This window comes from Amycolatopsis sp. lyj-109, from assembly GCF_046548995.1.
Lineage (GTDB): Bacteria > Actinomycetota > Actinomycetes > Mycobacteriales > Pseudonocardiaceae > Amycolatopsis.
In genome coordinates this window covers 152,236-167,521 of the sequence record NZ_JAJPWR010000016.1, presented here as the reverse complement: position 1 = coordinate 167,521, position 15,286 = coordinate 152,236, and the positions used below count along the sequence as shown (strand labels likewise).

At 69.2% G+C, this 15,286-nt stretch carries 9 protein-coding genes; 6 read left to right on the top strand and 3 right to left on the bottom strand.

The window, feature by feature from the left end:
- Nucleotides 1-4: 4 nt before the first annotated feature.
- Together ACLJQF_RS32090 and ACLJQF_RS32085 are read left to right on the top strand one after the other, a co-directional pair.
- On the top strand, nt 5-9,208 hold the full coding sequence (locus tag ACLJQF_RS32090) for a LamG-like jellyroll fold domain-containing protein (protein WP_410614072.1): 9,204 nt from the start codon (nt 5-7) through the stop codon (nt 9,206-9,208).
- Nucleotides 9,208-9,648, top strand: coding sequence for an SUKH-3 domain-containing protein (locus ACLJQF_RS32085; RefSeq protein ID WP_410614071.1), 441 nt, complete (start codon nt 9,208-9,210; stop codon nt 9,646-9,648). The genes ACLJQF_RS32090 and ACLJQF_RS32085 overlap by 1 nt, the downstream gene beginning before the upstream one ends.
- A gap of 8 nt (nt 9,649-9,656) precedes the next feature.
- On the opposite strand, the gene ACLJQF_RS32080 is transcribed toward ACLJQF_RS32085, so the two are convergent.
- Both ACLJQF_RS32080 and ACLJQF_RS32075 read right to left on the bottom strand, forming a co-directional pair.
- Nucleotides 9,657-10,316, bottom strand: coding sequence for a peptidylprolyl isomerase (locus ACLJQF_RS32080; RefSeq protein ID WP_410614070.1), 660 nt, complete (start codon nt 10,314-10,316; stop codon nt 9,657-9,659).
- 25 nt (nt 10,317-10,341) lie between these two features.
- Nucleotides 10,342-10,599, bottom strand: coding sequence for a DUF2631 domain-containing protein (locus ACLJQF_RS32075; RefSeq protein WP_410614069.1), 258 nt, complete (start codon nt 10,597-10,599; stop codon nt 10,342-10,344).
- A 94-nt stretch (nt 10,600-10,693) separates the two neighbouring features.
- On the opposite strand from ACLJQF_RS32075, the gene dxr reads away from it, so the two are divergent.
- From dxr to ACLJQF_RS32055, 4 genes are all read left to right on the top strand, one after another.
- On the top strand, nt 10,694-11,896 hold the full coding sequence (dxr, locus tag ACLJQF_RS32070; RefSeq protein ID WP_410614068.1) for a 1-deoxy-D-xylulose-5-phosphate reductoisomerase: 1,203 nt from the start codon (nt 10,694-10,696) through the stop codon (nt 11,894-11,896).
- Between the two features lie 3 nt (nt 11,897-11,899).
- Nucleotides 11,900-13,132: a M50 family metallopeptidase gene (locus ACLJQF_RS32065; RefSeq protein ID WP_410614067.1), complete on the top strand. Its 1,233-nt coding sequence runs from the start codon at nt 11,900-11,902 to the stop codon at nt 13,130-13,132.
- Nucleotides 13,133-13,245: 113 nt separating this feature from the next.
- The gene (gene ispG, locus ACLJQF_RS32060) at nt 13,246-14,397 is read left to right on the top strand and encodes a flavodoxin-dependent (E)-4-hydroxy-3-methylbut-2-enyl-diphosphate synthase (protein WP_410614066.1); all 1,152 of its coding nucleotides are present in this window, start codon (nt 13,246-13,248) and stop codon (nt 14,395-14,397) included.
- Complete coding sequence (locus tag ACLJQF_RS32055) at nt 14,372-15,025, top strand: class I SAM-dependent methyltransferase (protein ID WP_410614065.1); 654 nt, start codon at nt 14,372-14,374, stop codon at nt 15,023-15,025. Before ispG ends, ACLJQF_RS32055 begins: the two co-directional genes overlap by 26 nt.
- On the opposite strand, the gene ACLJQF_RS32050 is transcribed toward ACLJQF_RS32055, so the two are convergent.
- Nucleotides 15,014-15,268, bottom strand: coding sequence for a hypothetical protein (locus ACLJQF_RS32050; RefSeq protein ID WP_003057586.1), 255 nt, complete (start codon nt 15,266-15,268; stop codon nt 15,014-15,016). The two genes, ACLJQF_RS32055 and ACLJQF_RS32050, sit on opposite strands and share 12 nt — an antisense overlap.
- Between the last annotated feature and the right edge of the window lie 18 nt (nt 15,269-15,286).

Sequence of the window (15,286 nt, the reverse complement as noted above, 5' to 3'; positions counted from 1 at the left end):
CCCCATGTTTTCTCCACGCCGCAAGTCCGGATCCGCAAGCCGAGCCGCGTTGCTGGTGCTCGTCGTCGCCCTGACGGCGGGAGTCGTCGGGCCGTCGATCCCGGTGGGGCCGGGCGCCGACGCCGACCTGCTGCGGCAGGCGATGGCGCTCGCACCGCAGCAATTGGCGGGCACCGCGGGGGAGACGGCGGACGAGCCCGCCGGCTCGGCGAACACAGCCGGGCCGAAGTCGCTGCAGTCGAAGTACCCGGCAGTCACCACCGGCGAGGCGAAGGTCCGCGCGAACGCCGTCCAGGTCGGAAATCCGCCCGCCCATGCGACCGGGTTCGATGAGAAGACCAGCCGGGAACTCCCGGAGCGCCGCACGGCCACCGACAAGACCTACGCCAATGCGGACGGCACCCTCACCACGGAGTTCGGCCAGGAGCCGATGAACTACCGTGCGGCGGACGGCAGCTACCAGCCGATCGACACGGCGATCGCCCCCGGGGCACCGGGGACGGGGTGGACCAACACGGCCGACGCCGAGCGGCTCGCCTTCGCTCCCACGGCCGATGTGGCCGAGATCGTCCGGGTGGGCCTGGACGGGGGCCACGAGTTCGGCTTCGGCGTCGACGGTGCCGCCTCTTCGGCGGGCACGGTGTCCGGCAGCCGGATTGTCTACCCGGGCGTCCGGCCCACCGCGGACCTGCGTCTCGACGTGGTGCCCGGCGGGGTCAAGGAGACGCTGGTCCTGAACTCGCCACAGGCCGCGACGGTCTGGGACTTCCCGTTGCGGCTGAAGGGGCTCCGGCCGTCGATCGTGGACGGGCGGGTCGCCCTCACCGATCCGGAAGGGCATGAGCGCGCCTGGATCCCGGCCGGGTTCATGACCGACTCCCGTCGTGATCCCGCGACGGGCGAGCCGGCTCGGTCCGAGGGCGTGACCTACCGGCTCCTGGAGAACGCCGGTGCGTTCGTGCTGCGTGTCGAACTGGACGCGAAGTGGCTGAACGATCCCGCGCGCGTCTATCCGGTGGAGGCCGACCCCAGCGTCGAGACCACCGCCTCGGACGGCGGCGCCGTGTTCCAGAACGGCTCCCGGCTCGACGGGTCGACCGAGCTCAAGATCGGGACGACCGGGTCGATCCACGCCGCGAGCTACCTGTCCTTCGGCGGCGTGGAAAACCGGCTGCGCAACCACAAGATCCTCGGTGCCCAGCTCACGCTGAAGAGCACGTGGTCCTGGTCCTGCCAGCCGCGACCGGTGACCGTGCACGGAGTCACGGCGCCGTGGAACACCGCATCCGGCTTCCCCGGTCCCGCTTACGGCCCGGCTCTCGCTCAGGAATCTTTCGCCCACGGGTACATCGGCCTCCAGCAACACGCTTCGAGCTGTCCGTCCGCCACCGAACTGGTCCCGCTCGGCACCGGCGGACGCGACCTCGTCCAGCGCTGGGTAACCGGCGCGCAGCCCAACTACGGGCTGTCCGTCCGCGCTTCGGAGACCGATCCCTACGGGTGGAAGAAGTTCACCGGCAACCGGACGGCGAACCCGCCCCGCCTGTTCGTCACGCACAGCGCCTACGACGCCGAATACCGCGTCGACCGCGGTGTTCCCGAGCCGCCGGTGACCCGGACGCAGGCCGGCAAGGTCAAAATCACCGTCACCAACCGCGGAGCCGACACCTGGACCGCGGCGGACTACGCGCTCGGGTACCGCGCCTTCACCGCCGCGGGCGCCCCGGTGGGGGCGGTGGAAGCCGCGTCACTGCCCCGTGACGTGCCGCGCGGCGGCTCGGTGACATTGGACGCCACCATCAAGGCCACCGAGCCGGGCAACTACCTATTCGACTTCAGTATGTTGCGCCGCGGTGGCGCCTGGTTCACCGACGAGCAGATCCCGCCGACGCGCTTGTCGATGACCATCTTCGACGTTCCCCCGATCGTCAAGGCCCAGTACCCACCAAACGGCTTCTCCGCTCCCACCCTCACCCCGCAGCTCTGGGCCGACGCGGTGGACGTCGATTCGCCGGTCTCGTCGAACCTCAAGTACCGCTTTGAAGTCTGTGAAAACTACGTCGCCAAGCCGGACGGAACGTCGACCGGTATCTCGTGTGTGAACTCCGGCTACGTGACGAAGCGGACGTGGACGGTTCCAGCCGGGGCACTGCGCTGGAGCAAGGATTACCAGTGGCGTGTCTTTGCCTACGACGGGAACTCCGAGAGCGAGAAGCTCACCCCGAGCCATCTGCTGACCGCGGTCCCGCAGCCGGAGATCACCTCGCACCTGGCCAACGCCCCGTACAGCGGCGCGCAGCGTGACTTCGACCCGCAGACCGGGAACTACTTCTCCAGCGCCGTCGACGCCGCGCTCCAGGTGACGGGGCCGGAACTGACCGTCGCTCGCACCTACAACAGCCTCGACCCCCGCACCGACCTGACCTTCGGCGCGGGCTGGTCGACGCGCTACGACATGAAGGTCGTTCCCGACAACGACGGCTCGGGCAACGTCGTGGTGACCTATCCGGACGGCCAGCAGGTCCGGTTCGGCCGCAACGCCGACGGTACCTTCGCGCCGCCGCCGGGCCGGCAGGCGAACTTCCGGATCGAGGTGGAAGCCGCAGGCGGCGGCTGGGTGCTGACGGACAAGGCGGCCACGCTCTACCGCTTCCGGCCCGACGGCCGGCTCATCGACATCTACGACCAGGCCGGTCACCACGTCGAACTCGACTACGGGACCCCGGAGCACCTCCGGCGGGCGATCAGCCGGACCAGCGACCGGATCTTGTACTTCAAGTGGACCGGCAACCACGTCACTTCGGTGAGCACCGACCCGATCGACGGCAAGCAGCTCACCTGGACCTACACCTACGACGGCGACCGGCTGACGAAGGTCTGCGATCCCGACGGCGGGTGCACCGGCTACGACCACACCCCGGCTTCGCTCTACCGCAGCTCGGTGGTGGACGCCCGCCCGTCGTCCTTCTGGCGGTTCGGTGAGACGGCGGGCACGTCCGCCGCCAGCGAGAACGGGCTCAAACTGGGTAAGGACGCCGGAACCTACAAGGACGTCACCCTCGGGCAGCCGGGGCCGCTGGCCGGGACCGGGACCGCCGCGACGTTCAACGGCACGTCTTCCGTGGTGACGTTGCCCGACGGTCTGGTGCGCAAGAACCGAGACCTCGCCGTCGAAATGTGGTTCCGGACCACGACGGGCGGCCCGCTCTTCGGCTACCAGAAGGCGCCGATCAGCGGCACGCCCGCCGGTGCGGTGCCGGTCCTGTACGTCGGTACGGACGGCAAGCTGCGCGGCCAGTTCTGGAACGGCACCGCGGCGCCGATCACCTCGGCGGCGACGGTCAACGACGACGCCTGGCACCACGTCGTGCTTTCCGGCGCGCTCGCCACCCAGACGCTCTACCTCGACGGGCAGACCGTCGGCAGCGTCCAGGGCGAAATCGCGCACGACGACATGGTCTACAACCAGATCGGTGCCGCGTACACCGTGCCGCCCTCGGCCTGGCCGGGCTGGGGAACGGAAGCACGCCGCTTCTTCCCCGGGCAGATCGCCGAAGCCGCGTTCTACGAGTACGCCGTCGGACCGACGACGGCCACCGCGCACTTCCAGGCGCGGGCGGCGGCGAGTTCGCTGGCGAAGATCACCCTGCCTAGCGGCCGGGTGGCCGCTCAGCTGAGCTACGAGACCGCGACGGACCGCCTCACCGAGGTCGTCGACCGCAACGGCGGCCACTGGCGCCTCGGCCGGCCGGTCGTGACCGGCACCGAGAACAATCTGATCCGCACCACACAGGTGACGGATCCCGGGAACCGGCCGCACTTCTACGACTACGACCCGGTGCGTGGCCGGATCCTGCGCTACATCGCACCGCTGGGTCAGGGCATCCGCCCGGAGGACCGGCGGGACGGCGACGGCAACCCGCGGCCTCCGGACAACGCCACCTGCGATCCGTCCGCGCCTCGGGATCCGGCTGATCCGTCGTACTGCGGAGGCCCGGTCGGCGGCGACGGAACGTGGGTCGGCGGCCCGGTCAACGGCCAGGGTGTCCGGACCTACGACTACGACGACAAGGGCTTCCAGACCACGATCGGTGACGAACTCGGCAACGTCGTGGTCCTGACCAACGACGAGCGGGGCAACGTCGTCGCCCGCAAGACGTGCCGTGTCGCGCCGGGCGACTGCCAGACGTCGTACTCCACCTACTACCTCAACTCCGCGGACGTCATCGACCCGCGCAACGACAAGCTCCTCTCCTCCCGCGATGCCCGTTCGGCGAACGCGGATGACCCGACGTACGCGACGACGTACACGTACACGGACCTCGGCGTCCGAGGCCTGCTGGCTACCGAGACGACGCCGGACGGCGCGGTCACCCGGCACCAGCACGCGGACGGAACGGAAGCGGCAGTAGGCGGCGGCAACGTTCCGGCGGGTCTTCTCCTGCAGACCACCGACCCCCGCAACGGCGTCACGAGCTACTCCTACTACCGCAACGGCGACCTGGCGAAGGTCGTCGACCCGGCCGGCTTGACGACGACGTACACGTACGACGTCTTCGGCCGCAAGAAGACGGAGAAGCGAAGCAGCCCTTCCGACCCGGCCGGGGCGACCACCACCTACGGCTACGACGCCCGGTCGCACCAGACCGTCGCGAGCGGTCCCGGCGTGGTCAACGCGATCACCGGCGTCACGCACACCGCACAGACGGTGACCGGCTACGACGCCGACGGCAACGTCATCCGGACCGAGAACCGGGACCTGACCGGTGGCGACGCAGCCAGGGTCACGACGACCGACTACGACGACTTCGGCCGGCCGAGCCGGGTCGTCGACCCGGAAGGCGCGGCCACGTCTTCCGGTTACGACCCCTTCGGCAACCGCGTCTGGATGGTCGACGCCGGTGGCAACAAGTACGAGTACGGCTACACCGCACGCAACGCACTGGCCGAAGTCCGCTTGCGGGCTTGGCACGGCCAGGCGACCGACCCGGCGAGCGGCGGTGGTGACACCGACAGTGGCGGCGACACGACGTCGGCTCCGACGTTGATTCTCGCGTCCTACGCCTACGACCTCGCGGGCCGGCGGGTGCGGGAAACCGACTCGATGGGGCGCACCACCCGGTACCAGTACTTCGGTGACGGGAAGGTCTGGAAGGTCATCGCCCACGACGTCCGCGATCCGTTCAACCCCGCTGCGCCCAAACGGAACGTCACGCTGCAGGAGTACGCGTACGACGCGGCGGGGCAGAAGAACAAGCTGACGGAACCCGGTGGCCGCGTCACGACGTTCGAGTACGACGCTTCCGGCCGTGGGACAGCGGAAACCGTCGACCCGGGCGGGCTGGCGAACCGGACGGAGTGGACATACGGCCCGGCCGGTGAGGTCGCCAAGACTATCCACACGGGACAGAGCTCGAACAGCACGCGGCTCGATCTCGGCAATCGCGAGGTCGTCGAGTACAGCTACGACACCGCCGGCCGCCAGACGAGCAAATCCGTCTTGAAGAGCGCGATCGAGAAGCTGACCACGACCTACCGGTACGACGAGCGCGGGCTGGTCACTGCGATCACGTCACCACGCGGCAATGTCCGCGGCGCGGACTCGGTCGCGTTCACGACGAACCTGGCCTACGACAAGCTGGGGCAGCTCATCCGGACGACCCAGCCGCTCGTCTCCGCCGAGTCCGGCGGAGCTGCGGCTGCCCCGGTGCGCCCGGAGGTTCTCACCGGTTACGACACCTTCGGCGCGCAGACGGAAACCCGTGACCCGAACGGCAACGTCGGGACGGTGACCTACGACCGGGCCGGTCGGCCCGTCAAGGTGGCGTCCCCGGATTACCGGAAGCCGGGGGAGACCACGGCGGCAAAGGTCGCGACCGCGAAGCAGTACGACTCGCTCGGCAACCTGATGAGTGTGACGGGCCCGGACGGCGTGGTCACCCGGTTCCGGTACGACCAGCTGAACCGTCCCGTGGAGCGGACCGACCCGAACCCGGAAGCCGGCGACCAGCCCGGTGGCGTGTGGCAGTACGGCTACACGACCGAAGGCGAACTGCGGTCGACCACGGATCCGACGGGTTCGCGGGTGGAAGCGACCTACGACGACCTGGGCCGGCAGGTCACGGCGACCAGGCTCGAGCGGCGCCCCGTCCCGGCGGCCTACACGACCAAGCTGCGGTACGACGACAACGGGAGCCTCGTCTCCTCGACAGCGCCGACCGGTGAGCTGACAAAGAACGAGTACGACGTGCTCGGGCAGCGGATCAACACCAAGGACCCGGCGGGCGTGGTCTCGCAGTACGGCTACGACCTCGCCGGCCGCCAGGTGCGGCAGTCCGACGGGCATGGCCGCACGGGATACGTGAGCTACGACCCGGCGGGGCGGGCGACCGGGTTCTACAGCCTCGATCCCGGCGAGCACGTGCTCCGCAAGAGCGCCGCCGGCTACGACGCGGACGGCAACAAGGTCTCGGTGACCGACGCGCTGGGCCGCACCACCTGGTTCGACCTCGACTCCCGTGGGCTCCTGGTCCAGCAGCAGGAACCGGTTTCGGACACCGCGTCGATCACGACGTCGTTCGGCTACGACGCGGCCGGCAACCGGACGAGGTCGACCGACGGTCGTGGCAACAGCACGGTCGAGACGTACAACGTTCTCGGGTTGCCCGAATCGGTGATCGAACCGGCCACGGCGGCACATCCGGCCGCGGCGGATCGCACGTGGACGACCTCGTACGACCTCGCCGGCCGTCCGGCGCGGGTGCAGGCCCCCGGCGGCGTGGTCCGCGAGCGGACCTTCGACGCGCTGGGCATGCTGACTCTCGAGACGGGCAGCGGCGCCGCACAGCCGACACCGGATCGCGTCCAGCGGTTCGACCTGGCCGGACGGCTGCGGGCGGTGAGCGCGCCGAGCGGCGAGAAAACGTTCACCTACGATGACCGCGGCGACCTGCTGACCAGCACCGGGCCGCTGTCGGGGACGGCGTCGTATTCCTACGACGGTTCGGGCCGGCTCACCGGTCGTGTCGACGGTTCGGGCACCGCGGTCTTCGGCTACGAGAAGGGCCGCTTGTCGACCCAAAAGGACGGTCTGACGGGAGTCGAGCAGAAGCTCGGCTACGACGACGCGGGCAACCTCGGCTCGATCGACTACGGCGGCGGCCGCGTACGCACCTACGGCTACGACGACTTCGGCCGTCAGAAGAGCGATGGGCTCAAGGGTGCCGACGGCAACCCGCTCGCCGCGCTCGAATACGACTACGACCTCGACGACCGGCTGAGGGTCAAGAAGACAACCGGACTGGCGGGAGCCGGAGAGAACACGTACGGCTACGACTACGCCGGCCGCTTGAAGTCCTGGACTGTCGGGGGCAAGACGACCGAGTACGCCTGGGACGCGTCGGGCAACCGGACGCAGGCAGGCGACCGGACGGCCACGTTCGACGAGCGGAACCGCCAGTCGACCGACGGCGCCGACACGCTGACGTGGAGTGCACGGGGCACCCTGGACGCGCGCACGGGCCCGGCCGGGACGGCGACGTCGGAGTTCGACGCGTTCGACCGGGCGGTGAAGCAGGGCGGGATCACGTACGCGTACGACGGCCTGGACCGGGCGTCGTCGCGGAACGACCAGCCGTTGACTTATGACGGCACCAGCCTGGACCTGACCTCGGACGGCTCGTCGACCTTCGCCCGGGGTGTGCAGGGTGACCTGCAGGCTCAGGGCGGGGGTGGCAGCAACCAGATCGCTCTCACGGATCGGCATTCCGACGTCATCGGTGGTTTGTCACCGGTGGGTGGGCTTACCGGCTCCGCGAGTTTCGACCCGTTCGGGGGGAAGGTGGCCCAGTCTGGGACGACGTCATCGTTGGGGTTCCAGTCGGACTTCACGGATCCGGCTACGGGTGCGGTCGACATGGGTGCCCGGTGGTATTCGCCGGGCGCGGGCACGTTCAATGCCCGGGACGACGTGTCGCTTCCCGGCCTGCCGTCCGCGGGTGCGAACCGCTTCACCTACGGGAACGCGAGCCCGCTCAACGGGATCGACCGGGATGGCCATTCGACGGATACCCTGGCGCCTCCCGGAGCAAAGCCCGCTGCCCCCGGGCGGTCAGGCAAGGGAGTCGGTGGCCTGCTGGGTCTCGTTTTCGGCGGTGCGCGCTCCACCGGATCTTCGGGCTGGGACACGTACAACTCGATGGTCGGCTCCGTGCCGTGGGGGTGGCTGCTCCAGGTCCAGCCCAGGACTCCCCGTGGCGGATCTCCTCAGTCGGGCCGGATCGGCTACTACACCGACTTCTCCAGCGATCGCCGCTGGAACCCGTCATGGCGCCCGGAAGCGGTAACGCAACCTGGGAATCCGCCTCAGCCCGGCCCTTGCCGTGCTTGCCTGCCGCCGCCGCGTGGTGGGTGCTGGTGCCCGCCTCCGCCTCCGCCACCGGGCATCCAGGCGCGGATCGACCAGAACGAGAAGGCCCGCAAGGTCGCCGACTCGATCCCGGACGGCGCCAAGAGCCCTTACTACGAGGGCGGCGAAGTCTCGTCGAACCCCGACCTGCCGGCGAGCATCGTCGCAAGTCTGCTCGGGGGGCTGCAGGACCTGGTGAACATCTACGGTGGGTTCCTCAAGCAGGTCCTGGACCAGAAGAGCCCGGTGGTCCACGACGTGGATCCGCCGATCCCCTCGCCGCTGTTGCCGGCTCAGGCCTCGGCATGGGACAACTGCGGTGGTGGCGTCCTGCGCGACGACTTCAACGGCGGGACCCGACGAACAAATTACCTGTGCGACGAGTTGATCGGGCAGGTCCGTGGGCTGGCGGATAAGAGCGCACCCATTCGGCCCGATGAGAACCGGCCGGGTGTGGCCGAAGGCATCCGCCTGCGGACGGGCGAAGTGCTGACCCACCCGAGTGTCCGCGGGGGCAACCTGCCTGCGGTCAACCTCGCCGTCCAGTTCCTGTTGGACTCGATTCCGGACGATCTGCGGGGCAGGGGGCACGGCAAATGCGGTCTCGTCTTTTGTCTCAGCGACGCGTTGGACCAAGGGCTGGACCCCGCCGGCGCGGAAGCCGCTGCATTCAACATCAGGAACAACACCGGGCACGCGAAGCACAACCAACCCCTGCCCCCGTGCGACAGCTGTAGAATGCTCGCCGAGTACTTTGGTTTGAACTTCGTCACCGATGGTTTGGATTGGTGGATGCCGTAATGGCGAGATTTTCGCAACAGACTGAGCGTGATCTGCGCGCTGCTGGCTGGGAGCCGGGCCGCCGTGTCGACACGACGGCCTGGCGTCGCCAGTTGGAAGCGACCGGAGAAGTTCGCATGCACGCCGCCGCCGAAGAATTCCTCGGTGAATTCGGTGGTCTCAAGGTGGAGATCTCCGGACGCGGGATTTCCTCCGCGCGAGAGCCGTTCGAGTTCAACCCGTGGGACCTTTACGGAGAACAAGGGCGGTTCGCTGGATGGGGCGCGCGGCTCGGCAAATCCTTATTTCCCATCGGGGAACTTGACAGGGGTCGATTCTTCCTCGGTATCTCCGAGGTGGGTGAGATCCTCCTGGTGGAGACGTGGGTCGCCAGTTTCGGGTTCGGTGACGCGGCGTTGGAAAACCTCATCTTGGGCGTCAAACCCGAGGAAGTCGCCTGAAGCCTGCTTTACCAGCCGACCGACGCGCGTTGGATCTTCACCGGGTGCGCCGGCGCTCCGTCCAGCGGCCCGTTCGGATCGGTCGGAATGATCCCGTCCTCGACCATCCGGTCGATCGCGGACATCCCCCGGATCACCCGCCCCATCACCGAGTAGTTAGCCGGGATGTTCGCAAACGAGTGCACGATGAAGAACTCCGACCCATTCGTCCCCAGTCCTTGGTTCCCCATCGCGATCGTCCCGCGCGGATAAGTCTCGGCACCAGAAACCTCATCCGGGAACTTGTACCCCGGCCCACCCTTCTCCACCTCGTAAATGTCCCCACACTGCAGAACACCAAGACGAGCGGAGTTGGAAAGCCGCCAGCACTGGGACCGGTCATAGAACCGCTGCAAAACCAGCGAAACCATGTTGTGCACCGCGCAAGGCGCAGCCCCACCACGATCCAGCCGCACGGTCACCGGCCCGTAGTTGAACCGGAACGTCACATCGACCGTCCCGCGCGTCAACGCCACCGGCACCGGACGCACCACAGGACGAGCCGCCGGGTTCGAAGGCGTCGGCGTGAACGTGCACCGGACCAACGGCACCGAAGCCGAAGCTGGGGAAGGAGCAACCAGCAACGCGGCCAGTACACCGACAAGAGCAAGTCCCCAGCGCAGCTTCATGCCAGGGACGTTAGCGAAAAACCGACTACTTGCGCCAGGCCGTGCGCTGCTTGCGGATGTCGAGCACCAGTAACAGGACCATGAACGCCGCCAAGCCGACGAGCCACACGTTCTCGGTGTTGTTCTCGTGGTTGCCCTTGATCATCACCAGCAGGATGATCGCGCTGAGCCAGCCGGCGATGCGGGTGGCCTTCGGGAACGAGCCGTGCCAGCCCCAGGCCGCGGACGGCTCGTCGCGCGGGTCGACCTCGGGCCGCCTCTTCTCGACCGCCTTGCCTGCCACGATGAACTCCTCAAACCCCGTGAACCTCGGACCCGCCGATGATCCCACACCTCCGGGTGCGCCGCGGAGACGCCCCGCGCGACAATGACCGGCGATGACTACCTCGCGAAGCGTTCTCGTGCTCGGCTCGACCGGGTCCATCGGCGTGCAGGCCCTCGACGTCGCCGCGCGCAACCCGCACCTGTTCCGGGTGGCCGGGATCGCCGCCGGTGGGGCCGATCCGGCGGCTCTCGCCGCGCAGGCGATCGCCCATGGCGTCGAAGCCGTCGCCGTGACCAAGGCCACAGTCGTCGAGGACGTCCAGCTCGCGCTGTACGCCGAGGCGCAGCAGCGCGGGTACGCGCAGGGCGAGTTCAAGCTCCCGCGGCTCTTCGCCGGCTCCGACGCCGTCACCGAGCTGGTCGACGCCGTCAAGGTCGACACCGTCCTCAACGCCCTGCCCGGCTCCCGTGGCCTCGAGCCGACGCTCAAAGCGCTCGCCACCGGCGCCACCCTCGCGCTCGCCAACAAGGAGTCGCTCATCGCCGGTGGGCCGCTGGTGCTCGCCGCCGCGAAGCCCGGGCAGCTGGTGCCCGTCGACTCCGAGCACTCCGCCATCGCGCAGGCGCTGCGGGCCGGAAAAGAAAACGAAGTCGCCCGGCTCGTCCTCACCGCGTCCGGCGGCCCGTTCCGCGGCCGCAAGCGCGCGGAGCTGGCCGTCGTCACCGTCGAGCAGGCGATGGCGCACCCGACCTGGTCGATGGGGCCGCTCATCACGATCAACTCCGCCACCCTGGTCAACAAGGGCCTGGAGCTGATCGAGGCGGCGCTGCTGTTCGACATCGCGCCGGAGAAGATCGACGTCACCGTGCACCCGCAGTCGATCGTTCACTCGATGGTGACTTTCACCGACGGCTCGACGATCGCCCAGGCCAGCCCGCCCGACATGCGGCTGCCGATCGCGCTCGCGCTGCACTGGCCAGACCGCGTCCCCGGCGCCGCCGCCGCGTGCACCTGGGACACCGCCGCGACCTGGACTTTCGAGCCGCTGGACGACGAGGCCTTCCCGGCCGTCGAGCTGGCCCGGCACTGCGGCGCCGTGGGCGGCTGCCTGCCCGCCGTCTACAACGCCGCGAACGAGGAGGTCGTCTCCGCTTTCCTCGCGCAGAACACCAGCTTCACGTCGATAGTGGACACTGTTTCCGAGGTGGTGGGAGCCGCCGACGAATGGCGTCGCGAACCGCGCGACGTCGAGGACGTTCTCGCCGCCGAGCGCTGGGCTCGCGCGCGGGCCGGTTCGATCATCGAGGGGAAGTAGCGGGTGCTCGCCTACATCATCGGGGTGGTGCTCTTCGCGCTGGGGATCTGCGTCTCCGTCGCGTTGCACGAGGCCGGCCACATGGTCACCGCGAAGGCCTTCGGCATGAAGGTCCGCCGGTACTTCGTGGGCTTCGGGCCCACGGTGTTCTCCTGGCGCCGCGGCGAGACCGAGTACGGCCTGAAGTGGATCCCGCTCGGCGGGTTCTGCGACATCGCCGGCATGACCGCGCTGGACGAGGTGACGCCGGACGAGGCGCCGCGCGCGATGTGGCGGTTCAAGACCTGGAAGCGCACCGTCGTGATGTCGGCCGGGTCGATCACCCACTTCATCCTGGGCTTCGTGGTCCTCTACCTGATGGCCGTGACCATGGGCCTGCCGAACCTCGCGGCCCAGGCCCCGACCCAGCCGGTGCTGGACTCGACCTCCTGCGCCGTCGCGACCACGTCGAAGGAACAGGCCGCGGCCCAGGCCAAGAACCCCACCTGCCCGCCGGGCGCGCTCACCCCGGCGGCGACGGCCGGGCTGCAGCGCGGCGACAAGGTGCTCGCGGTCGGCGGGAAGCCGGTCGCGACCTGGGTGGAGATGCTCACCGCCGTGCAGGCCACCAGCGGCCGGACGGTGTTCGAGGTGCAGCGCGGCAACCAGCAGCTCTGGCTCGTCGTCGACGTGCCGAAGGTGCAGCGCTGGACCGGCGACACCGTCAAGGACGTCGGCATGATCGGCGCCTCGCCGGTGCAGGAGCCGCTGACCACGCAGTACGGCCCGGTCGCCGCGATCGGCGCCACGTTCAGCTTCACCGGCACGATGTTCGCCGAGACGGCCCAGCGGCTCGTCCAGTTCCCCGAGCGCATCCCCGCCGTGGTCACCGCGATCTTCGGCGGCGAGCGCGACCCGAACACCCCGGTCAGCGTCGTCGGCGCGAGCCGGATCGGCGGCGAGGCCGTCGAGCAGGGCATCTGGGTGCTGTTCTTCTTCCTGCTGGCCAGCCTGAACTTCTTCATCGGCGTGTTCAACCTGCTGCCGCTGCTGCCGCTGGACGGCGGGCACATCGCGGTGGTCTGGTACGAGCGCGTCCGCGACTGGATCCGTGCGCGCCGGGGCAAGGTGGCCGCCGGTCCCGTCGACTACACGAAGCTGTCCGGTATCACGATGGTCCTGGTGCTCATCGGCGGTGCGGTGACCCTACTCACGGTGACCGCGGACATCGTCAACCCGATCCGGATCTCGCCGTAGCCCCACGGAGGGGTGGCGGCCCGCCTGCGGCCGCTCACCCCCGCCGTAATGCTGCTCACCGTGACGGTTGACATGGTGAAGGTGGCCCAGTAGGGGTAGGTACGCTGGAAACCGTGACCGTCGCACTCGGTATGCCCGCCCTGCCCCCGCCCGTCCTGTCCGAGCGTCGCAAGACCCGCCAGCTCCAGGTGGGTTCGGTCGGCGTCGGCAGCGACCACCCGATCTCCGTCCAGTCGATGACGACGACGCTCACCTCCGACGTCAACGCGACCCTGCAACAGATCGCCGAGCTGACCGCCGCGGGCTGCGACATCGTCCGCGTCGCCTGCCCGTCGGCCGACGACGCCGAGGCGCTGCCCGCGATCGCGAAGAAGTCGCAGATCCCGGTGATCGCCGACATCCACTTCCAGCCGAAGTACGTCTTCGCGGCGATCGAGGCCGGCTGCGCGGCGGTGCGCGTCAACCCGGGCAACATCCGGAAGTTCGACGACCAGGTCAAGGAGATCGCGCAGGCCGCGAAGGACCACGGCACGCCGATCCGGATCGGCGTCAACGCCGGTTCGCTGGACAAGCGGATCATGGACAAGTACGGCAAGGCGACGCCGGAGGCGCTGGCGGAGTCGGCGCTGTGGGAGGCGTCGCTGTTCGCCGAGCACGACTTCCACGACATCAAGATCTCGGTGAAGCACAACGACCCGGTGATCATGGTGCGCGCCTACGAGATCCTCGCCGAGCAGTGCGACTACCCGCTGCACCTGGGTGTCACCGAGGCCGGCCCGGCGTTCCAGGGCACCATCAAGTCGGCCGTCGCGTTCGGCGCGCTGCTGCGCCAGGGCATCGGCGACACCATCCGCGTCTCGCTGTCCGCGCCGCCGGTCGAAGAGGTCAAGGTCGGCATCCAGATCCTGCAGTCGCTGAACCTCAAGCAGCGCAAGCTGGAGATCGTGTCGTGCCCGTCGTGCGGGCGCGCGCAGGTCGACGTCTACACGCTCGCCGAGCAGGTCACGGCCGGGCTCGAGGGCATGGAGATCCCGCTGCGCGTGGCCGTCATGGGCTGCGTCGTGAACGGCCCGGGCGAGGCCCGCGAGGCCGACCTGGGCGTCGCGTCGGGCAACGGCAAGGGCCAGATCTTCGTCAAGGGCGAGGTCATCAAGACCGTGCCCGAGCACGCGATCGTCGAGACGCTCATCGAAGAGGCCATGCGCATCGCCGAAGAGGCGGGCGAGACCCTGGGTGAAGGTGCCCCGGTCGTCACCGCAGGCTGACCTGCTGACGGACGACGCCCTCGAGGCGTCGTCCGTGGTGGCCAACCGCGCGATGAACCGTGAGCGGCGGTTGGCCGGTCGCGACGGCTATTCGCGCGTCCTCGGCTTCGACATCCTCGGCCTGCCGCCGGGTGCCCGCTGGCTCGACCTCTGCTGCGGCAGCGGGCGGGCGCTCCTGGACGCGGCCGAGGCCCGGCCGGACCTGGACATCACGGGCGTCGACCTCGTCGGGTACTTCGCGGCGGCCGGGCCCGTGCGGTTCGTGACGGCGTCGATCACGGCGTGGGAGCCCGCGGGCCGGTTCGACCTCGTCACGTGTGTGCACGGGCTGCACTACGTCGGCGACAAGCTGGGCGCGCTGCTGCGGGCGGCGTCCTGGCTGAGCGACGGCGGCGTGTTCGTGGCGAACTTCGACATCGCGGGAATCGAGGCGCCCGGCGGGGCACGCCGGGTCCTGCGCGCGCTGCGCGAAGCGGGTTTCACGTACGACTCACGGAGCCACCGGATCCGGCGGGACGGCCCCTTCGACGGCACGCTGCCCTTCCGCTACCTCGGCGCGGACGACCGGGCCGGCCCCAACTACACCGGCCAGCCCGCCGTCCGCTCGTACTACGAATCAGCCCTGTAGGTGGTGCTGGGCGGCGTCCCGGATCTGCAGGCGCACGTTCTCCAGCGCGGCCGCGACCTCGTCGATCTGCTGGGACGCGAGCTGGATCGCACCCTGGATCGCCGTCGCGGTGGACGTCTCCCCGAGCAGGCCGAGCACCTGGGCCTGGAGGTCTTCGAGGTCGCTCTTCGTGGCGAGCGCGATGCCGGTCGGCACCTGGTCGGCGAGCAGCTCCAGCTGCTGCGCCTGCTCCTGGATCGTCATCGGGTCGTTCCTTCCGCG

Coding starts and splice junctions, on each gene's coding strand:
- ACLJQF_RS32090 (WP_410614072.1), top strand. CDS start 5: ATGTTTTCTCCACGCCGCAAGTCCGGATCCGCAAGCCGAGCCGCGTTG.
- ACLJQF_RS32085 (WP_410614071.1), top strand. CDS start 9,208: ATGGCGAGATTTTCGCAACAGACTGAGCGTGATCTGCGCGCTGCTGGC.
- ACLJQF_RS32080 (WP_410614070.1), bottom strand. CDS start 10,316: ATGAAGCTGCGCTGGGGACTTGCTCTTGTCGGTGTACTGGCCGCGTTG.
- dxr (WP_410614068.1), top strand. CDS start 10,694: ATGACTACCTCGCGAAGCGTTCTCGTGCTCGGCTCGACCGGGTCCATC.
- ACLJQF_RS32050 (WP_003057586.1), bottom strand. CDS start 15,268: ATGACGATCCAGGAGCAGGCGCAGCAGCTGGAGCTGCTCGCCGACCAG.